This window comes from Polaribacter sp. OB-PA-B3, assembly GCF_054589375.1.
This window is the reverse complement of record NZ_BAAIIX010000001.1, coordinates 53,014-72,233: the sequence shown is the minus strand read 5'-3', so window position 1 is coordinate 72,233 and position 19,220 is coordinate 53,014. Positions and strand designations below refer to the sequence as shown.

General features: G+C 29.5%; 19 protein-coding genes. 10 read left to right on the top strand and 9 right to left on the bottom strand.

The annotated features are described in order from the left end of the window. Nucleotides 1-8 precede the first annotated feature (8 nt). The 3 genes from ACYPV9_RS00205 to ACYPV9_RS00195 all read left to right on the top strand — a co-directional run bounded on the left by ACYPV9_RS00205 (nucleotide 9) and on the right by ACYPV9_RS00195 (nucleotide 4,279). Complete coding sequence (locus ACYPV9_RS00205; protein WP_299064140.1) at nucleotides 9-458, top strand: nucleoside deaminase; 450 nt, start codon at nucleotides 9-11, stop codon at nucleotides 456-458. 5 nt (nucleotides 459-463) lie between these two features. Continuing rightward, entirely contained in the window at nucleotides 464-1,684 is a 1,221-nt protein-coding gene (locus tag ACYPV9_RS00200) for an NAD(P)/FAD-dependent oxidoreductase (protein ID WP_459741196.1), read from the top strand. A gap of 96 nt (nucleotides 1,685-1,780) precedes the next feature. Continuing rightward, the gene (locus tag ACYPV9_RS00195; protein ID WP_459741195.1) at nucleotides 1,781-4,279 is read left to right on the top strand and encodes a S9 family peptidase; all 2,499 of its coding nucleotides are present in this window, start codon (nucleotides 1,781-1,783) and stop codon (nucleotides 4,277-4,279) included. A gap of 77 nt (nucleotides 4,280-4,356) precedes the next feature. On the opposite strand, the gene ACYPV9_RS00190 is transcribed toward ACYPV9_RS00195, so the two are convergent. The 8 genes from ACYPV9_RS00190 to ACYPV9_RS00155 form a co-directional block, all read right to left on the bottom strand. Further along, nucleotides 4,357-4,563, bottom strand: a complete 207-nt coding sequence (locus tag ACYPV9_RS00190) for a helix-turn-helix domain-containing protein (protein ID WP_299064134.1) — start codon at nucleotides 4,561-4,563, stop codon at nucleotides 4,357-4,359. 2 nt (nucleotides 4,564-4,565) lie between these two features. Further along, nucleotides 4,566-5,138, bottom strand: coding sequence for a DUF2975 domain-containing protein (locus ACYPV9_RS00185; RefSeq protein ID WP_459741651.1), 573 nt, complete (start codon nucleotides 5,136-5,138; stop codon nucleotides 4,566-4,568). 53 nt (nucleotides 5,139-5,191) lie between these two features. Further along, entirely contained in the window at nucleotides 5,192-5,692 is a 501-nt protein-coding gene (locus ACYPV9_RS00180; RefSeq protein WP_459741194.1) for a DUF2975 domain-containing protein, read from the bottom strand. A 3-nt stretch (nucleotides 5,693-5,695) separates the two neighbouring features. After that, nucleotides 5,696-6,199: a DUF2975 domain-containing protein gene (locus ACYPV9_RS00175; RefSeq protein ID WP_459741193.1), complete on the bottom strand. Its 504-nt coding sequence runs from the start codon at nucleotides 6,197-6,199 to the stop codon at nucleotides 5,696-5,698. 151 nt (nucleotides 6,200-6,350) lie between these two features. Next, the gene (locus tag ACYPV9_RS00170; RefSeq protein ID WP_299064127.1) at nucleotides 6,351-7,052 is read right to left on the bottom strand and encodes a Bax inhibitor-1/YccA family protein; all 702 of its coding nucleotides are present in this window, start codon (nucleotides 7,050-7,052) and stop codon (nucleotides 6,351-6,353) included. 67 nt (nucleotides 7,053-7,119) lie between these two features. Further along, entirely contained in the window at nucleotides 7,120-7,554 is a 435-nt protein-coding gene (locus ACYPV9_RS00165; protein WP_459741192.1) for a LexA family protein, read from the bottom strand. Between the two features lie 42 nt (nucleotides 7,555-7,596). Beyond that, a complete protein-coding gene (locus tag ACYPV9_RS00160; protein WP_459741191.1) occupies nucleotides 7,597-8,856 on the bottom strand; it encodes a Y-family DNA polymerase in 1,260 nt (419 codons plus the stop codon). A 78-nt stretch (nucleotides 8,857-8,934) separates the two neighbouring features. Next, a complete protein-coding gene (locus ACYPV9_RS00155) occupies nucleotides 8,935-10,437 on the bottom strand; it encodes an aminotransferase-like domain-containing protein (RefSeq protein WP_459741190.1) in 1,503 nt (500 codons plus the stop codon). Nucleotides 10,438-10,504: 67 nt separating this feature from the next. On the opposite strand from ACYPV9_RS00155, the gene ACYPV9_RS00150 reads away from it, so the two are divergent. The 3 genes from ACYPV9_RS00150 (at nucleotide 10,505) to ACYPV9_RS00140 (ending at nucleotide 13,664) form a co-directional block, all read left to right on the top strand. Continuing rightward, nucleotides 10,505-12,325 (top strand): TonB-dependent receptor plug domain-containing protein, encoded by a 1,821-nt coding sequence (locus ACYPV9_RS00150; RefSeq protein ID WP_459741189.1) that lies wholly within the window; start codon nucleotides 10,505-10,507, stop codon nucleotides 12,323-12,325. 246 nt (nucleotides 12,326-12,571) lie between these two features. Continuing rightward, complete coding sequence (locus tag ACYPV9_RS00145) at nucleotides 12,572-13,438, top strand: cupin-like domain-containing protein (protein WP_299064113.1); 867 nt, start codon at nucleotides 12,572-12,574, stop codon at nucleotides 13,436-13,438. 70 nt (nucleotides 13,439-13,508) lie between these two features. Further along, the gene (locus ACYPV9_RS00140; RefSeq protein ID WP_299064110.1) at nucleotides 13,509-13,664 is read left to right on the top strand and encodes a hypothetical protein; all 156 of its coding nucleotides are present in this window, start codon (nucleotides 13,509-13,511) and stop codon (nucleotides 13,662-13,664) included. Between the two features lie 59 nt (nucleotides 13,665-13,723). On the opposite strand, the gene rseP is transcribed toward ACYPV9_RS00140, so the two are convergent. Next, nucleotides 13,724-15,070 carry an RIP metalloprotease RseP gene (gene rseP, locus ACYPV9_RS00135; protein WP_459741187.1) on the bottom strand — a complete coding sequence of 449 codons (1,347 nt, stop codon included), beginning with the start codon at nucleotides 15,068-15,070 and terminating at the stop codon, nucleotides 13,724-13,726. A 172-nt stretch (nucleotides 15,071-15,242) separates the two neighbouring features. Here rseP and ACYPV9_RS00130 point away from each other — a divergent pair, with 172 nt between their 5' ends. From ACYPV9_RS00130 to ACYPV9_RS00115, 4 genes are all read left to right on the top strand, one after another. Further along, nucleotides 15,243-15,923, top strand: coding sequence for an SCO family protein (locus ACYPV9_RS00130; protein ID WP_299064104.1), 681 nt, complete (start codon nucleotides 15,243-15,245; stop codon nucleotides 15,921-15,923). A gap of 52 nt (nucleotides 15,924-15,975) precedes the next feature. Further along, nucleotides 15,976-16,206, top strand: coding sequence for a FeoA family protein (locus tag ACYPV9_RS00125; RefSeq protein ID WP_299064101.1), 231 nt, complete (start codon nucleotides 15,976-15,978; stop codon nucleotides 16,204-16,206). Continuing rightward, nucleotides 16,206-18,317 (top strand): ferrous iron transport protein B, encoded by a 2,112-nt coding sequence (gene feoB / locus ACYPV9_RS00120; RefSeq protein ID WP_459741186.1) that lies wholly within the window; start codon nucleotides 16,206-16,208, stop codon nucleotides 18,315-18,317. The genes ACYPV9_RS00125 and feoB overlap by 1 nt, the downstream gene beginning before the upstream one ends. 208 nt (nucleotides 18,318-18,525) lie before the next feature. Next, nucleotides 18,526-19,077 carry a DUF2911 domain-containing protein gene (locus ACYPV9_RS00115; protein ID WP_299064094.1) on the top strand — a complete coding sequence of 184 codons (552 nt, stop codon included), beginning with the start codon at nucleotides 18,526-18,528 and terminating at the stop codon, nucleotides 19,075-19,077. The last annotated feature ends 143 nt before the right edge of the window (nucleotides 19,078-19,220 follow it).

The following is a 19,220-nucleotide window of genomic DNA, read 5'->3' as shown; positions in this document are numbered from 1 at the left end:
TTCAAAAAATGATACAACCTTTCGACGATGTTTATTTTATGAAGAAAGCTTTACAAGAGGCTGAACTTGCTTTTGATAAAGGCGAAGTTCCTGTAGGCGCAATCATCGTTTTTAAAGATCAAATAATTGCAAGAGCCCATAATTTAACAGAAATGCTAAATGATGTAACGGCACATGCAGAAATGCAAGCTTTTACAGCTGCGGCAGATTTTTTAGGCGGAAAATACCTAAAAGACTGTGTATTATATGTTACTCTAGAACCTTGTCAAATGTGTGCAGGTGCAAGTTATTGGGCACAGTTGGGTAAGATTGTTTACGGAGCATCTGAGCCCGAAAGAGGTTTTAGAAATTTAGGGACAAAGTTGCATCCAAAGACAGAAATTGTAGCAGGAATTTTAGAGAACGATTGTGCACAGATTTTAAAACGATTTTTTATTCAGAAACGTAATTTGAATTAATTTTTATGATGCAAAAATACGATGTAGTTGTAATTGGTGGTGGTCCGGCAGGAGGGCAAGTTGCAAGAAATCTAGCCAAAAAAGGGCATAAAATTTTATTGGTAGAACGATTTCCTTCATTTTTAGATAATAATTTTTCTAGTGCTGGTATGACGTTAGCACCTTTAAAAGAATTTGATTTACCAGACAAAGTTATTGGCGCTTATTGGAAAAATATTACCATTCAGTGTACAAAAAACAGTTATTTCTGGAAAGGAAATACAAGCAAAGGTGTTGTTTTAGATTACGGAAAATTAAAACAATTTTTAGCTGATGATGCAAAGAGTTTTGGTGGAGAAGTTTTAACAGGCTATAAATACATCAGTAAAAAAGTAAACGATAAAACTGTAATTGTTTCTTTACAAAAAGCGAAGTCTACAGAAGTTATAGAAGTAGAAAGCAAATTAGTTGTAGATGCTACAGGGCCACTTAGAAAGGTAATGTACGATGATAAAGAAGTACAACCAACAATGAATTTGGGTAGTGGTACAGAATATTTAATAGAAGTTGCACCAGATATTTATGAGAAATACAAAGATCAATTAGTCTTTTTTTTAGGACATAAATGGGCAATTAAAGGGTATTCTTGGATTTTTCCTATGGAACAAAATATCTTAAAAGTTGGTGCAGGAAAAACACATTTAAAATCTCTTAATCAAGAAAATACAGATAAAACTACTAAAAAAATTACCGAACAAATTATTAAAGAATATTTAAAGTGCGATACTTATAAACTGTTAGATGTTCATGGTGGTATATTAAGATATTCTGAGGGTTTAAAAGACAAATTCTATAATAATAAAGTAATTGCAGTAGGCGATTCTATTTCTGCAATAAACCCAAGAGGTGGTGAAGGAATTAGATATGCAATGCAAAGTGCAGATTTAGCGTGCGTTTATATTGATGAATATTTGGTTAAAGGCACAACAAACTTTGATAATTACCGAAAAAAATGGCGTAGAAGAAAACTTTTTAAATGGCGTTTAAGTGAAGTTTCTAGTCAAAGAATGTACAGTAAGTATACAGATATTCAGATAGAAAATAGAGTAAAGTTTTTTCATGAAAACTTTAGTACAGACGTTTTAATAGATAGTTTGTTTAACTTTAAATACAACCAAATTATTTTACGATTTTTTCAATTAATTCGATTAAAAATAGAATTTGCTTTTAAAAAAGATAGATTTTAATGTCTTTTTGTTAAATATTTTATAAAAAAATCTTAAAAATTTGTGAGATAGTTTGTTTTAGAGAACTTTACAAGAACTAATTAAATTCTCTTACAGATGAAAAACATTCTACTCTTATTCTTGTCATTATTTGCTGCAATAGCAATATCTGCACAAGAAACCCCTGCACCAAATTATAGAGCAGCAGCAAAATATTCGCCAAAAAACTTAGCGAAAATGGTGCATTCTACAAGTGTTAGTCCGCATTGGTTAAAAAAAGGAAACCGTTTTTGGTATTCTTATAAAACATCAGAAGGTTCTAATTATTACTTAGTAGATGCAGATAAAAAGTCGAAACAACTACTTTTCGATAATGTTAAAATGGCAAAATGGTTAACAGAAATTACCAAAGATCCGTACGATGCAAAACACTTACCTCGTTTTAGATTTAAATTTAACGAAGCAGAAAATGCAATTCGTTTTAGAGTAAAATCTACAGAAGAAGTTGCCGTTGTAGAAGACAAAAAAGAAGAAAAGAAAGATTCTACATCAACTAAAAAAGCCAAAAATAAAAAGCCTAAAATGGAGAAGAAAACTTATTATTTAGAATATAAGTTAGGCGGAAACGGTTTAAAAATAATTAATACTAAAAAGGAAGAAAAAAAGCCTTGGTTAAGATGGGCAAACGTTGCTCCAGACAGTTCTATTGTTTTATATTCTAAAAATTACAATTTGTATTGGATGGATAAAGTGAACTTTAAAAAGTTTATTAAAGATGAAAAAGATAGTACGGTTGTAGAAAACCAATGGACTAAAGACGGAGAAGAAAACTACGGATACGGCGGCGGTTCTAGAGAAGATAATGTAGATAAAGAAAAAAACAAAGACAAGCGTAAAGGTGTTTGGGGAACTTGGTCTCACGATTCTAAAAAGTTTGTATTTCAAAAATCAGATTCTAGACATATTAAAGATTTGTGGGTAATTAATTCTACAGGTAAAAAAAGACCAACCTTAGAAACCTATAAATACCACATGCCAGGAGAACAAGAATATTATAAATCTGAGTTATTAATTTTTGATATTCCTACTAAATCTCACATAAAAGTTCCTTTAGATACAGTTCGTCAACAAAGTATATCTGTGTTTAGAGCACCAAGAAAACAATCTAGTAGAGATGATGATTTTAGGCCTTCTTTGCTTTTATCAAAAAAAGGAAAAATATATTTCAGTGTAATTTCTAGAGATCGTAAAAAGTATGATATTAATGTTGCAGACCTTAACACAGGTGAATATAAAACGTTAATAGAAGAGCGTTTTAATACATATATAGAGTCTCGTCCGTTAATTCTATTAAACAACGAAAAAGAGATGTTGCATTGGGCAGAACGTGATGGTTGGGCGCATTTTTATTTGTATGATTCTGATGGAAACTTAAAGAACCAAGTAACAGAAGGCGATTACCATGTAGATGGTTTTGCAGGTTTAGATGAAAAAACAAGAACACTTTACTTTACCGCAAATGGCGTTAATAAAAAACAAGATCCTTATTATTTACATACTTATAAAATTAATTTAAATGGGTCTGGAATGAAAACATTAGATGCAGGAGATTTTACAGCAACTACTTCTATGGCAGATTCTAATAAATATTTTGTAAGTAATTATTCGAGAGTAAATACAGTACCAAAATCTGAACTTAGAGACGCAAATGGGCGTAAAGTTATGGATTTAGAAACGGCAGATTTATCACAATTATTTGCATCTGGTTATAAATTTCCTGAACCTTTTAAAGTAAAAGCAGATGATGGAATTACAGATATTTATGGTGTAATGTACAAGCCTTTTGATATGGATTCTACAAAAGTATATCCGTTATTAGAATATGTGTATCCTGGTCCGCAAACAGAAGCTGTAAACAAATCTTTTTCTTACAGAATGGATCGTTTAGATAGAATGGCACAAGTTGGTTTTGTAGTTATTACTTTAGGAAACAGAGGTGGGCACCCAGATAGATCTAAATGGTATCACAATTATGGTTACGGAAATTTACGTGATTATGGTTTGGCTGATAAAAAATATGTTGCACAACAATTGGCAAATAAACACAAGTTTATTGATATTGAAAAGGTAGGAATTTATGGTCATTCTGGTGGTGGATTTATGTCTACTGCAGCAATGTTGGTATATCCAGATTTCTTTAAAGCGGCAGTTTCTTCTGCCGGAAATCACGATAATAATGTGTATAATTCTTGGTGGAGTGAAACGCATCATGGTGTAAAAGAAGAAATAGATGCAAAAGGAAAAATTTCTCATAAATACAAGATTGATGACAATCAATCTTTAGCAAAAAATCTTAAAGGACATTTAATGTTGATTCATGGTGATATGGATAATAACGTAAATCCGGCAGGAACTATTAGAATGGCAAACGAATTAATTAAGGCAAACAAACGTTTTAAATTTATGATTATGCCAGGACAAAGACATGGTTTTGGTAGTATGACAGAATATTCTTTCTGGTTAAGAGCAGATCATTTTAGTAAGTATTTATTAGGAAAAGAAGCAACCGATACAGATATTATGTTTATGAATTTAGATAAGCCAATGAATAGATAATCTATCTATTAAATAGCTTTTAATAATAAAAAAAAACTCCGAATGAAAATTCGGAGTTTTTTATGTTTAATTTTTAATTAATCTTCTACATACTCTAAAATATCTGAAGGTTGGCATTCTAAAGCCTTGCAAATAGCTTCTAATGTAGAAAAACGAACTGCTTTAGCTTTACCTGATTTTAAGATAGATAAATTAGCAGTAGTAATGCCAATAATTTCTGCCAACTCTTTACTTCGCATTTTGCGTTTGGCAAGCATTACATCTAAGTTTACAATAATTGCCATGTTTATATTGTTAGGTCGTTTTCTTGTTTTAATTCTTGTCCTCTTTTAAAAACTTCTTTTAGAACATAAAAAAATATAATTCCTAAAGGATAGAAAATTAAAAAGTCTAGAGATGCACTTCCTTTTGTGATAAAATGCGGTACTTCTTTATCGTTAAAAACCATAGAGATGGGGTTTAGTGTTGTACCTTTAAGTATGAAATCTAAAACAAATAAGATTGAAATTAAAAATATAATTTTATTTAGAATTTTAATATTTGAAGTAAAAAAAAGATCAAAGTTTTTAGTGTTTTTGAGAAATTTATTTAATAAATATAGGATAAAAAGAAAACCTGAAAACATAATAACTTTTGTCCAAATAACATAAAATTTTGAATAATTATCTAATAAATTATAATAAGTTAATTGTTCTGATTGTTTCCATTCTTCATAGTTTTTTGGAGTTTTTTCAACGTTCAAATTAAAAACCAAATCTCTCTTTTTATTCAAAGTTAGATTATTGTAATTATTAGGAGAAAATATGGAATGAAAATAAATAAAAATAAGTCCAGTTATAAGGATTAATTGAAGGCTCATTAAAAACTTCAGAAAATATGAAGCTAATTTTAAACGTTTTTCTGTTTTCATAATTATATTGTTAAATCATTTTCTTGTTTTACTTCTCTTGCTTTTTCTAATATTTTACTGAAAATGTAGAAGAAAAAACCCATAATCATAGAAAAATATAGGATAAATATAAAGTCAGTACTCATCTTTAAGCTGGCAAACTTACCATCAAAAATATCTACAAAAATGGTTAAACTACCGACTGCTGCGGCGCGTAAAAAGTAAAAACCTGTTTTTTTAAATAGCAATATTTTTTCGATTGAAAAGATATCTTCAATGTCTTTAAAATTTAGAGTTTTTATCAAATTGTAAAAACCTATAAAAAATAATATACTGGCTATAAATTTGATACCAAATTTTATCCAAATAGCACTAGAACTTGCGTTATTAATTACCATACCTAAATAACTGAAATCGTTTTCCATAAAAGCAAATAATGCTTTAATTGGATATAGAAAAAGAATAAATGTAAAAACGAATGAAAAGGTTTTAATTCCTTTTTTTAAGTCTTGTATGTCTTTCATAAACTATATTGTTAAATCGTTTTCTAGTTTTGTGTTTTTAGCAATTTTAAAAATTTCACTTAACGTTAAAAAGAACAATCCTAAACAAATAATTACCAAGTGTTGATTTAAACCAAATTCTAAAGAAACTTTATGGTCAAAGTAAATTTTGCTTGTAAAAGATATTAAGAGAGAAATAATACCAGAAATAGCTAATAAATTTCCAGTTTTTTTGAAGTATATAATAACAGTTTCTTCAAAAATTTTTACTCTTATAAAAAGGTGTAATACTTTTCTAAAGAAATATAACGCAGTAATAATCAATAAATAATTTAAAGCAGAAACTGAAAGTAATATTTTTGATAATAAAGTATCGTTAGTAAAATTTATTGAATTCATTTTGATGTTTAAATCGCCTAAATCAACAAAGAATACAGCTATTGAAATACCAATTATAATTATTACAATGGGCATAGAAAAAATCCAAAGTAAATCTACAATTGCTTTTAGAACATTAAGTTTTTTCATTATTTCATATATTTTTGATAGTCCAAATATATAAAAATTATTGAAAAACAATAATAAAATATTAAAAAAGAGTAATTATTTTGTTTTAGGATAAAAAAAATCAGAAGTTAAAACTTCTGATTTTTCTAAATATTTTTAAATGAATTGGTTCTTAATCTCTAGACATAAATATTTGTAAAACGTACCAAAATAGCAACATTAAAGAAGCAAATAAACCTAAAGACGCAGGTATGTAGTCTTCTGTACCAAATTTGTTAACCAAGTTAGATGTTTGGTATAAGATAGATCCGCCAGCTAAAACACACATTCCAACAGAAAACCATAAACCTAAATTAAAACCGAATAAAGAGCCTGCAACAATTAAACCTAAAGCTATAAAAAAGCCAATTGTTAAACCTGTTTTAAGAAAAGAAAAGTCTTTTTTAGTTAAAAAAACAACCGCAGAAATACCCGCAAATAAAGCTAAAGTAACTAAAGCTGCTTGTTGTATTAAATCTTCACTTTCTGTGTAGTAAATGGCAATTGCTAATAACGGCACAAAAATGATTGCTTGTGCAAAAACATACAAAGCATACGCCATGTATTGTATATTTTTATCGGCAGTTTTTAAAACTGTACTTTCTGCATAATTTGTAATCAGCATAAAACCACCTAACATAATTAACCAACGCCAACCTTGTGTCATAGACATCATAAAGGTTACAATTGCATCGCTTTGTAATAATAAATATTCAAATAAAACAAATAAAAGTACGCCACCAGCAACGTGTGCATATGTTTTTTTGTAGAATTCTACTCGATCTAAATCGGTAGCATTAATTAGCATCGTTTTGTTTTCAAACGTATTTTCCATAGTAATATAATTTTTTAAAAAATAAAGATATTCTTTTTAAGTTGAAGTAAAAGAAGAGAGAAGAAATTTATACTTTTTTTATAACATTGGTTACAATTCCCCATATAACAAAATCGTTATCTTCTGTAATGTTTATAATTGGGTAATTAGGGTTTTCTGGTTGTAGCCAAACTTCGTTTTTTTCTACACGAAGCCTTTTTACAGTAAACTCGCCATCTAAAAAGCAGACCGCAATTTTATTGTTAGCAGGTTCTAAACTTCTATCAATTACCAATAAATCGTTGTCGTCTAAACCAGCATCAATCATAGATTGCCCTTTTACTTTGGCAAAAAAAGTAGCGTCTTTGTTTTGTATTAGTTCATCATCTAAAGAAATTCTAGTTTCTCTAAAGTCGTCTGCAGGCGAAGGAAAACCGGCAGAAATGCCAACATCAACCAAAACAGCTCCGTCTCCAGAAGAAGTCTTTGGCGTAAAAAAAGTAAGATTTTTAGATGTTGTCATAATACTTTGCAAATTAAAACATTTCTTTAAATTTTAAAGAGTTTATTTTACAATTAAAACTTCGTTAATATTTGTGGTAAATTTTTTAGACAATCGGTTTTGTTTCATTTTCCAGGTTCTGTTTAAATCTTGATTGCCAAGTTTAATTTTATCACTTTTAAATTTCTTATTTAAATTGTCTATTGCAGACATTAAAGGTTTGTGTTTTGGGTTTTCATGGCTAAATAAATTTAGCTGAAAATTGTCGTTAGGTACCAAGCCAGAGATAATTACACCTGCTTTTTTATAATTAACACCCTTTTGAAAAATCGTTTTTACGGCGGCTATTGCTGCGGATGAAATAGTTAACGTTGAATCTGTTGGGTAGGATAAAAAAACTGTTTTGTTTTCTTTTAAATAAGTTTGATTTTTATCGAAACGATTGCTTCTAAGAAACACAGTTATTACATGGCAATTCGATTTTTGATCGCGTAATTTTTTTGCGCAACTCGACGCAAAAGTAGAAATACGTTCTGTAATATTTTCTAGATCTGCATACGTATTTTCGAAACTTCTTGTGGTAGCAATCATTTTTTTAGAAGAAACAGCATCTTCTAACGGTATTTTAGAAATGCCTTGTAAATCTTTTTGCAAACGCCATTCTACAATAGAAAAATTTTTTAAAACCCAATCGCTTGGTAGTTGTGTAAAATCGAATGCAGTTTCACAACCTTTTGCTTGTAGGCGTTTTTTTAACCGACTTCCAATTCCCCAAACATTGCCAATTTTAGTCCATTTTAGAGCTTTAATTCTATTCTCTTCAGAATCTATTATACAAATGCCTTTTGATTGTTTTAAGTTAGAACGCGCAATTTTATTGGCAACTTTACTAAGTGCTTTTGTTGGTGCAATACCAACGCATGTTGGTATTCCTGTCCATTTTAAAATTTTACTGCGCATTTTGGTTGCGTAGTTAGACAAGTCATAATTTTCGAAACCTTTTAATTCTAAAAAAGATTCATCTATAGAATAGACTTCTATATCCGGAGAAAAACCCGCTAAAATATTCATAACTCGAGTACTCATGTCTCCGTATAACGGATAATTAGAAGACAAAACGGTAATATTGTTGCTTTTACAAAATTGTTCCCATTTAAAAATTGGCGCACCAAAAGGTAGTTGTAATTTCTTGGCTTCGTCGCTCATAGAAATAACACAACCATCATTATTGCTTAAAATAGCAACTGGTTTTCCTTGTAAATTTGGGTTAAAAACGCGTTCACAAGAAGCATAAAAATTATTACAATCTATTAGCGCAAACATGTTGCAAAATTATTAAAAAAATAGGCTCAAATTAAGATTGTTAATATCTTAATCTGTTAAAAAACGATTATATTTTTTTTAAGAAATGGATGCTAATTTTGTGTAAGCATTCTTTAATTTTTTGATGACGATTACCATTTCTTCTTTTTCTAAATGGCCAAAACCAAAACGAATTGCACACGTATTTTTATCTTGATATAAGATCGTTTTAGGTAGAAATAAATCGTTTTTTTGCGTTTCTTCTGCTAATTTTATTAGAGAAATATGTTTTTTAAATTGCAACCAAATAGCTAAACCACCAGCAGGAATTTGCCATGTTGCAATTTTAGAAAAATGTTGAGTTAGTAAGATAGATAAAGCGTCTCGTCTTTGTTTGTAAATTACAATGTTTTTTTTCATTAGACGATGAATTTCGCCTTCGTGAATTAATTCTGATAACATTTGCTGCTGAATTAAATCGCCTTGTTCATCAAGTAATTGCAAGTAATTTTTAGCTTCTGATATTACATTTTTTGGCGCGACTATAAAACCTGTTTGAAAACTAGGAAATAAAGATTGCCCTAATTTACCTAAATAAATAACCAAGCCGTTTGTGTCTGCACTTGCAATTGGTAACATTGCAGCTCCATCATACTGAAAATCGTACTCATAGTCATCTTCTATAATTGCAAAACCAAACTCTTTTGCCAAAGCAAGTAAAGCCAAACGTCTCTCTGTACTTAAAGTTACCGTTGTTGGGTAGTCTCTATGCGCGCAGACATACACACATCGTATACTATTTTTTATAAAATGTTTTCTAATATAGTCTACATCCAATCCGTTTTTATCAACAGGAATCGTTTTAATAGCAGCTCCAGCTTGATGAAATATCATGTTTGCAGCATAATTACTTAAATTACCTACTAAAACAACATCGTTTTGTTTGATTAATAATTGAGAAACAATGTACAAACTCATTTCTGTACTTCGCGTACTTATTAAATTTTCTGGCTTTATAAAAAAATCTCTAGTTGCATTTAAATAATTGCACAATTCTGTTTGAAACAAAGAGTAGGAAATTTCGTTAGATCTGTTCCATTTTTTAATTAACGTTTTACGTTTCATGGCTGCGCTATACCATCTAGAAAATTGATGCACAGGATGTAAACGTAAATCTGGTTTACCATCGTTAATTGTATATTTTGCCTTTGTGGTTTGTGTGGTAGAAGCTAAATGAAAAGAATTTTGAAAAGGAAAACCAGCAGTTGTAGCGTAATTAGATGTTTCGTTTCCGTTTTGTACAGGCGCTTTTATTTTTCTTTTTTGCACTGCGGATGCAGATATGAAAGTACCTTTATTAGGAATAATTTCTACCCAACCTTGTGATGCTAATTCATCATAAATAGCAACAGCTGTATTTCTATGAATTTTTAAAAGTTTACTTAAAACTCTAGTGCCAGGTAAAATAGCGCCTTTATTTAAATGCTTTCTTTGAATTGCATTTATAATTTGTTGCGCAACTTGTATGTAAACAGGTTGTGCTGCAGACTTATCAAAATTAATTGTTTCTTTAAAAAGCGTATTAACCGGACTATCTTTCATTTTAAAACTGGACTAGTTTAGTCGGCGCTAAAGTTACGAGTTTTGCATCATAATAAAATCATTATTCATGAAAATTAAATTTACCTTATTATTTGCTTTAATTTTAGGTGCAGTATCTATAAAAGCACAAGAAAATACGGCGCAACGAGATACTTTAAAAGAAGTTGTAATTACAACAAATAGAATCGATTTACCTTTTAAAGAAAACTCTAGAACTATAAATGTTATTTCTGCTGCAGATATAAAAAATAGTGCAGCTACAAATGTTGCAGATTTATTACAGCAAGTTGCGGGTGTAGATATTAGAAGAAGAGGAACAGCCGGAAGTCAAGCAGATTTATATATTAGAGGTGGTGGTTTTGATCAAACTTTGCTTTTAATTGATGGTATTAAAATGGATGATGCTCAAACAGGGCATCATACGTTAAATGCAGCTTTGCCTATTGAAGTTATCGAAAGAATAGAGATTATTAAAGGACCAGCCGCAAGGGTTTTTGGTCAAAATGCGTTTACCGGAGCCATAAATATTGTAACTAAAAAAAGGTTAAAAAACACGGCTTCTTTAAATGTTGAAGCAGGTTCTTTTGGGCAATTAAACGGTTCTTTAACCGTTGGTAAAGAGTTTGAAAACACATCGATTATTGCGCATGTTGGTGCTTTAACATCAGATGGTTATAGAGAAAATTCTGATTATAATAATTTTAATTATTTCTTAAAAGGAGTTTTTAATAAAAAGAAGCAACCAATCGAGGTTTTAGCTACTTTTTTCGACAAAAAATTTGGTGCACAAAACTTTTACACACCAGAAGCATTTGGCTTAAATGAATATGAAGAAACTCAGAATAGCTTATTAGGAGTTTCTACAACTTTTAAATCAGAAAATTTTAAAATAACGCCAAGAGTTTATTGGAGAAGAGGGCAAGATATATTTCTATTAAAAAGAGATGATCCAGATTTTTATAGAAACCTTCATATTACAAACAAAGTTGGTGTAGAGACAAATGTATCTTATACTTCTAACTTAGGAGTTACTGGTTTTGGTGTAGATGTTTCTAGAGTTTTTATAAGTAGCAATAACTTGGGTAAAAGAAACAGAACAATGGCAAATGTGTTTTTAGAACATCGTTTTAAATTTGGTGCTGTAGATATTACTCCGGGTGTAGCAGCAACTTATTTTTCTGATTTTAAATTTCATGCATTTCCTGGCTTAGATATTGGGTTAAAATTGTCTGATAAATTTAAGTATTATTGGAATATTGGTTATACATATAGAATACCAACGTATACAGATTTATATTACAATGACTCTAGTACAACCGGAAACCCTAACTTAAAACCAGAAGAAGCAATTGCGCAAGAGTTTGGTTTAAAATATACTGATAATAACTTTTTTGCAACCTTATCTTTATTTACCAGAGCTTCTGATAATATTATAGATTTTATTAGACAAAACGATGCTCAAAACAAATTTACGGCAACAAACATTGCTAAAGTAAATACGCAAGGTTTAGAGTTTAATGCTAACTATACATTTAAAATTAAAGATTTTAATCAGAATTTATCATTTGGGTATACCTTTATAGAAGATGATATAAATGATCAAAACAGAAGTTTATCTCGTTATAGATTAAACACTTTAAAGCATCAATTTATAACACGTTTTTCTACGAAGTTATTTAAAAATGTAAGTCAGAATATTATTTACAAACATGCAGACAGAACCGTAGGACCAAGTTATAATGTTTGGGATGCTTCTATAATTGTTGCAGTTAATAAATTTAACTTTACAGTTACAGCAAATAATATTTTTGATGCAGAATATATAGAATCTGGTTTTTTACCAATGCCACCTAGCAACATTTTATTTGGTTTGCGTTACAATTTTTAAATATTGTAGAACTTAAAAATTAATAAAGTTAAAAAACCTGTTGAAAAACAGGTTTTTTTTATAAATTGAAGTTGGTAGTAAATAACAGGTTCTTACTAATAAAGTTTTATGTATGCTAAGTTTAGCCATTTATTAGAATTCAATAGAAATTACCAATATCATCATTTTTTGAAACGATCGGTTTTTTTCTTTACATAAATCAATTAATTTACAATTTCTTAACTTTGTGGCTTAATTTTTAATAGCATGAGTTTAAACTTATCTCAAATAGATACGGTAGAAACAATAACCAAAGAAGATTTTATAAAAAATTACTTTAAGCCACAAAAACCTTTAGTAATAAAGAATTTTGTAAATGATTGGCCTGCATATTCTAAATGGAATTTAGAATATATGAAGCAAGTGGCAGGAGATAAAGTAGTGCCTTTATACGACGATAGACCAGTTGATTTTAAAGACGGTTTTAACGAGCCACACGCTAAAATGAAAATGTCTGAATATGTAGATTTACTTAAAAGAGAACCTACAAAATTTAGAATTTTTCTTTGGAATATTTTGAAAGAGGTACCGGTTTTACAAAAAGATTTTAAGTTTCCAGATTTTGGTTTACGTTTGATGAAAGGTTTACCAATGTTATTTTTTGGAGGTACAAATTCGCATACATTTATGCATTATGACATCGATTTGGCAAATATTTTTCATTTTCATTTTGAAGGAAAAAAAGAAGTAATTCTATTCGATCAAAAGCAAAATGATTTTTTATATAAAATTCCGCATTCTTTAATCGTTAGAGAAGATATTGATTTTTCGAATCCAGATTTTGATAAATGGCCCGCTTTAAAGAAAGCTAAAGGTTATACTGCACATTTAGAGCATGGGCAAGTACTTTATATGCCAGAAGGATATTGGCATTACATGAAATACATTACACCAGGTTTTTCTATGAGTTTAAGAGCAATTGCAAGAAAGCCCCAAAACCTTTCTAAGGCAATTTACAATGTTTTTGTAATGAGAACAATAGATAATGTAATGCGAAGAATTAAAGGTCAAAAGTGGATTGATTGGAAGAATGAAAAAGCAATATCAAGAACTAATAGATTAAATAACTTATAATTAGGGTGGTTATACCTATTGTTTGTTTTTTACTTTTTATTAAATTGCGTTTTTAAAAAACTAAGGTATTATGAAGTCATGTCCAAAATGCAAGTCTGAATCTAGACACAGAATGAAAAGAAAAGGTATTTCTAGACTTTTTCCTGGCACTAAGGGTTATGCTTGCGATAAGTGTAATACTAGCTATACTTGGTTTCCGATAATAAACAGATCTTTTAGATTATAAAAAAAAGCCTGACAAGTAAAATTGTGAGGCTTTTTTTATGCGTTAATTCTTTAAAGGTGTTATTTAAAGAGTCTAAATATATCATTTCCGTTTGCAAAAAGTAATAATGCAATTAGTAGAATAAAACCAACTACTTGTGCGTACTCTAAGAATTTATCTCCAGGTTTTCTACCTGTAATCATTTCCCAAAGTGTAAAAACTACATGTCCACCATCTAAAGCAGGTATTGGTAAAAGATTCATAAAACCTAGCATAATAGATAAGAAAGCAGTTATTTCCCAAAAAGATTGTGCACTCCAAGTATCTGGAAAAATACTTCCAATAGAAATGAAACCACCTAAACCTTTATAAGCACCAGTACTTGGGTTAAAAATCTTTTTTAATTGTTTTATATAATCTGTTAGAGTTTTCCAAGATTTGTTTAAACCCGCAGGTATTGCTTCAGAAAAAGAATATTCTATTTCTTCTAAATCGTAATAACCTAAACGCTCTAAATCTTTAAAAGAGGTTCCGCCAAAAACTACACCTAGGTTTCCGTAGTTAGAGACTTTTACAGGTATTTCTTTTGTTTCGTTGTTTCTTTTAACAGTTAAAGAGATGTCTTGTCCTTTGTACTTTGCAAGTTCTTTTTTAGCTTCATCATAATAAGTAATTGATGTGCCATTAATTGCTGTAACAATATCTTTTGGTAAAATATTAGCATTTGCATTTAAAGAATCTTTTTGAACTTTCGCAATTACAAAAGGATATCTTACATTTAAGAAATTACCAGCATCTTTACCTCTATCCATTAATTGAGAAATAAAATCTTCTGGTATTTCCTTGTCTAAAATTTGTCCGTTTCTTTCTATTTGATAAGTGTTACCATTTATAAACTCTAAAGATAGTCCAGAGAATTTTTTTACTTTTTGACCATCAACAGTTAAAATTTTATCACCGGTTTGTAAGCCTAAGTTTTCTGCTAATTTATTTTCTACCCAAACACCATCTTTTACGTTTTCGTTTGGTAAATATTTTTCACCATAAGCCCACATTAGCATTATGTAAATAAAAATACCTAAAACAAAGTTTACAAAAACACCACCAAGCATAATAATTAAACGTTGCCACGCGGGTTTAGAACGAAACTCCCAAGGTTGTGGTGGTAAAGCCATTTGTTCGGTATCCATACTTTCGTCTATCATACCAGAGATTTTTACATAACCACCTAAAGGAATCCAACCAATACCATAAACGGTTTCTCCTATTTTTTTCTTGAAAATAGAGAATTTATAATCGAAGAATAAGTAGAATTTTTCTACTCTAGTTTTAAACAATTTTGCAGGGATAAAATGCCCTAATTCATGCAAAACAATTAATAAAGATAAACTTAGTATAAATTGCGATGCTTTTATTAATATTTCCATTCAGCGTTAAATCATAATTAAATAAGAAACAAATGTAAGGTTTTCGAGAGAGTTGTAAAAGAACAATTAACGCTAGCTTTTTTTATTTAACATAGATTTTAGATAGCTTTTGATTTTGTTTCCTTTTTTGGGCTGTTTTTAAGTCGTATTTTTGCAACATAAACGTTGTATTATGGAGGTTAAATTCTTTAAAAAATCGATTCCGACACTTATTTTTTTAGCAGTTTTTTCTGCGGTTGCAATACCTGTTTTTTATCATTTATTAAAAGTTGATAAAAAATTGAAAGTATATAGTCCTGCAGATGTAAACCCGAGATTGGTAGATTTTTCTATGAAACATATTACAAAAGATCATACCATTGCAGATTTTGAACTAACAAATCAAAACGGAGAAATAATTACGAATAACAGTTATAAAGATAAAATCTACGTAGCAGATTTCTTTTTTACACGCTGTCAAACTATTTGCATTGCAATGGCTTATAACATGAGTGAGTTACAAGATTTTTATAAGAATGATAAAGATATAATGTTTCTTTCGCACTCGGTTACACCAATTATAGATAGTGTTTCTGTGTTAAAAGAATATGCAGAAAGAAAAGGAGTGATTGATGGTAAATGGAATGTAACCACAGGATCTAAAAAGCATATTTACGAGCTTGCAAGAAAAAGTTACTTCGCTGTTTTAGACGAAGGAAATGGTGATGAAAACGACTTTATACATACAGAGCAGTTTGTATTAGTGGATAAAGATAGACGTATTCGTGGATACTATGATGGTACTGAAAAAGAAGATATGGAGAAGTTAAAAAATGATATTGTTTTGTTAAAGGAAGAATATGCATCCGAATAACTTGTTTAGAATCATTCTAAATGATTATCTTTGCTAATCCAAAAAATAAATATTGAGCACAATCGCATCTTTACATATTGGCGAAATGGGTTATATATCTGAAGAATCTTTAGATTTTATTCCGTTAAAATTACTAGAAATGGGTTGCTTGCCAGGTGCCGAAGTAGAACTGGTGCAAATAGCGCCCTTAAAAGACCCTTTATATATTTGTGTAAACGGTAGTCATTTGGCAATTAGAAAAGAAACAGCATCAAAAATAAAAATCTTAAAAGCAAATTTATAATGCCTAAAAACGATATAAAAGTTGCTTTAATAGGAAATCCTAATACAGGTAAAACATCTTTATTTAATCAACTAACAGGTTTAAATCAAAAAGTTGGTAATTATCCAGGTGTTACTGTAGATAAAAAACAAGGTACAAGTAAATTATCTGCTACCCAGAATGCATTAATTACAGATTTACCAGGAACTTACAGTATAAATCCTACGTCTTTAGATGAAAGTATTGTATTAAAAACATTACTTAAAAAAGATATAAAAGAATCACCAGATGTAATTTTGGTAGTTGCAGATGTAGAGAATTTAAAAAGAAATCTTTTATTGTTTTCTCAAATAAAAGATTTAGAAATTCCGACAGTTTTGGCAATTAATATGGTAGATCAAATGACTAAGAAAGGAATTTCTATTGATTTATCTGCCTTAGAAAAAGAGCTAAATACAGAGGTTATTTTAATTAGTGCGAGAAAAAATCAAGGAATCGAAGAGGTTAAAGCGGCGATTATTCGTTGTCATGTTGCGGCTAAAGCATCGCCTTTATGCGGAATAAACTCTAAAATAGATCCAGATTATTTTTCTAAACTAAAAGAAATTAGCCCTAATTACTCGATGTATGAATTATGGTTGATGGTAACTCAGAATAATTATCCAGACGCTATAAGTAAAGAAGAAAAAGAGAAATTACTTGCCTTTAAGCAAGATGTATCTAAGTTAAAAAAGTATCAGCATAAAGAAACAATTTATCGTTATCAAGAGATAAATAAAATTTTAAAAAAAACATATTTAGTAGATAAAAGTAAAGCTACAGATATAAGAAGTAAATTAGATAAAATTTTTACACATAAAATTTTTGGGTATGTAATTTTCTTTTTGATTCTTTTGGTAATTTTTCAATCTGTTTTTGATTGGGCAACAGTACCTATGGATTTTATTGATGCCACATTTGCTGATTTATCAAACTTTGTAAAAAGTAAATTAGCACCCGGTGTTTTAACAGATTTACTAGTAGAAGGTATTATACCAGGAATTGGAGGAGTTATAATATTTATACCCCAGATTGCAATACTATTTTTATTTATTGCTATTTTAGAAGAAACAGGTTACATGAGTCGTGTAGTTTTTCTGATGGATAAAATTATGCGTCGTTTTGGTATGAATGGTAAAAGTGTAATTCCATTAATCTCTGGAACCGCGTGTGCAATACCAGCAATTATGGCAACAAGAACTATTTCTAGTTGGAAAGAGCGTTTAATAACAATTTTAGTTACGCCATTTACAACTTGCTCTGCACGTTTACCTGTTTATGCAATTTTAATTGCATTGATAATACCAAATAAAAGAATTTTTGGGTTTTTAAACTTACAAGGTTTAGTTTTACTTTCGCTATATGGTTTAGGATTTGCGACAGCAATTTTAGCAGCATATATATTGCATAAAACATTAAAGGTAAAATCGAAGTCTTTTTTTATAATAGAAATGCCAAATTACAAAGTGCCTTCTGTTAAAAATATCTTTTTTGAAGTAGTAGAAAAAACAAAAGCCTTTGTATTTGGTGCCGGAAAAATAATATTAGCCTTGTCTATTATTCTATGGTTCTTGGCTTCTAACGGACCAGAATCATTTAAAAATGCAGAGAAAAACGTTGTAGAAAATACTGTTAATAATAATCTAAATGAAGAAGAGTTAAATCAGAAAATAGCATCTTCTAAATTAGAGAATTCTTATATAGGTATAATGGGTAAAACTATAGAGCCAGCAATAAAACCTTTGGGTTACGATTGGAAAATTGGAATTGCATTGATAACATCTTTTGCGGCCAGAGAAGTCTTTGTAGGAACTTTGGCAACAATTTATAGCGTAGAGTCTGATGATGAAGATACAACTACAATTAAAGAAAAAATGCGTTCTGAGGTAAATTTAGAAACGGGTAAAAGCCGATTTAATTTTCCGGTTGGTATGTCTTTAATGGTCTTTTATGCATTTGCAATGCAATGTATGGCAACGTTAGCAATTGTAAAAAGAGAAACTAAAACTTGGAGATGGCCTTTAATACAATTATTTGGTATGGCATTATTGGCTTATATTTCATCGTTTATCGTATATCAATTATTAAGCTAATGCAAGAGGTAATTGTTTACATATTAGTAATTTTAGCTGTTTTCTTTTTAGGTAAAAAGTATATTTTTCCAGCAAAGAAAAAAGGAAACTGTAATACAGGGTGCGATTGCCATTAAAAACTTAACAGAAAATTAATTGTCTTTTCTTGTAATGATTTCTATTTTTGAAAGACTTGAAACAAATACATTAACAAAACATATTAAAAAAAATGAAAAAATCAATTTTAGCAATTGCAGTATTTGCAATTACATTATTTAGTGGTACAGATTCTTTTGCACAAAAATGGAAAAAATTAGATGTAAGCCCTATGGATGCTTCTACGTTTCCTGATAATTGGAGAGAATCAAATAAGGTAGTAAAAGTTGTTTATGGTCGTCCGCAGTTAAAAGGAAGAGATTTAGCAAAATTAGCACCAGCAGGTAAAGTCTGGAGAACAGGAGCAAACGAAGCAGCAGAAATTACATTTTTTAAAGATGTGGTTTTTGGTGGTAAAAAAGTAAAAGCAGGAACTTATTCTTTATTTACAATTCCTGCTGCAGAAGGAGATTGGACAGTTATTTTAAATAATGCTAGAAACGTTTGGGGGCATTATACTTATAAACAGGCAGATGATGTTGCTAGAGTAAAAGGGACTGTTTCTAAATCAGAAGAAAATATAGAAGCTTTTTCTATGATTTTTGAAGACGATATGACCTTAAAAATGGGTTGGGCAAATACAGTAGTATCTGTACCGATTTCAATGGAAATTATTGAAAAATAATTACTATTTAAAATTCATAAAAAAGCCTTTTAATTCCTATTAAAAGGCTTTTTTATTTTTAAAATATCTTAACTGTTTAAGCAAGTACTTTTTTACTTTAATCTTCTAAAGATTAAATGTAAATTTGCAGCCTATAATAAAAG

What these genes read in the sequence shown, in the direction of transcription:
- ACYPV9_RS00205 (WP_299064140.1), top strand. Translation starts at nt 9, where the DNA reads ATGATACAACCTTTCGACGATGTTTATTTTATGAAGAAAGCTTTACAA.
- ACYPV9_RS00200 (WP_459741196.1), top strand. Translation starts at nt 464, where the DNA reads ATGATGCAAAAATACGATGTAGTTGTAATTGGTGGTGGTCCGGCAGGA.
- ACYPV9_RS00195 (WP_459741195.1), top strand. Translation starts at nt 1,781, where the DNA reads ATGAAAAACATTCTACTCTTATTCTTGTCATTATTTGCTGCAATAGCA.
- ACYPV9_RS00190 (WP_299064134.1), bottom strand. Translation starts at nt 4,563, where the DNA reads ATGGCAATTATTGTAAACTTAGATGTAATGCTTGCCAAACGCAAAATG.
- ACYPV9_RS00185 (WP_459741651.1), bottom strand. Translation starts at nt 5,138, where the DNA reads ATGAGCCTTCAATTAATCCTTATAACTGGACTTATTTTTATTTATTTT.
- ACYPV9_RS00180 (WP_459741194.1), bottom strand. Translation starts at nt 5,692, where the DNA reads ATGAAAGACATACAAGACTTAAAAAAAGGAATTAAAACCTTTTCATTC.
- ACYPV9_RS00175 (WP_459741193.1), bottom strand. Translation starts at nt 6,199, where the DNA reads ATGAAAAAACTTAATGTTCTAAAAGCAATTGTAGATTTACTTTGGATT.
- ACYPV9_RS00170 (WP_299064127.1), bottom strand. Translation starts at nt 7,052, where the DNA reads ATGGAAAATACGTTTGAAAACAAAACGATGCTAATTAATGCTACCGAT.
- ACYPV9_RS00165 (WP_459741192.1), bottom strand. Translation starts at nt 7,554, where the DNA reads ATGACAACATCTAAAAATCTTACTTTTTTTACGCCAAAGACTTCTTCT.
- ACYPV9_RS00160 (WP_459741191.1), bottom strand. Translation starts at nt 8,856, where the DNA reads ATGTTTGCGCTAATAGATTGTAATAATTTTTATGCTTCTTGTGAACGC.
- ACYPV9_RS00155 (WP_459741190.1), bottom strand. Translation starts at nt 10,437, where the DNA reads ATGAAAGATAGTCCGGTTAATACGCTTTTTAAAGAAACAATTAATTTT.
- ACYPV9_RS00150 (WP_459741189.1), top strand. Translation starts at nt 10,505, where the DNA reads ATGAAAATTAAATTTACCTTATTATTTGCTTTAATTTTAGGTGCAGTA.
- ACYPV9_RS00145 (WP_299064113.1), top strand. Translation starts at nt 12,572, where the DNA reads ATGAGTTTAAACTTATCTCAAATAGATACGGTAGAAACAATAACCAAA.
- ACYPV9_RS00140 (WP_299064110.1), top strand. Translation starts at nt 13,509, where the DNA reads ATGAAGTCATGTCCAAAATGCAAGTCTGAATCTAGACACAGAATGAAA.
- rseP (WP_459741187.1), bottom strand. Translation starts at nt 15,070, where the DNA reads ATGGAAATATTAATAAAAGCATCGCAATTTATACTAAGTTTATCTTTA.
- ACYPV9_RS00130 (WP_299064104.1), top strand. Translation starts at nt 15,243, where the DNA reads ATGGAGGTTAAATTCTTTAAAAAATCGATTCCGACACTTATTTTTTTA.
- feoB (WP_459741186.1), top strand. Translation starts at nt 16,206, where the DNA reads ATGCCTAAAAACGATATAAAAGTTGCTTTAATAGGAAATCCTAATACA.
- ACYPV9_RS00115 (WP_299064094.1), top strand. Translation starts at nt 18,526, where the DNA reads ATGAAAAAATCAATTTTAGCAATTGCAGTATTTGCAATTACATTATTT.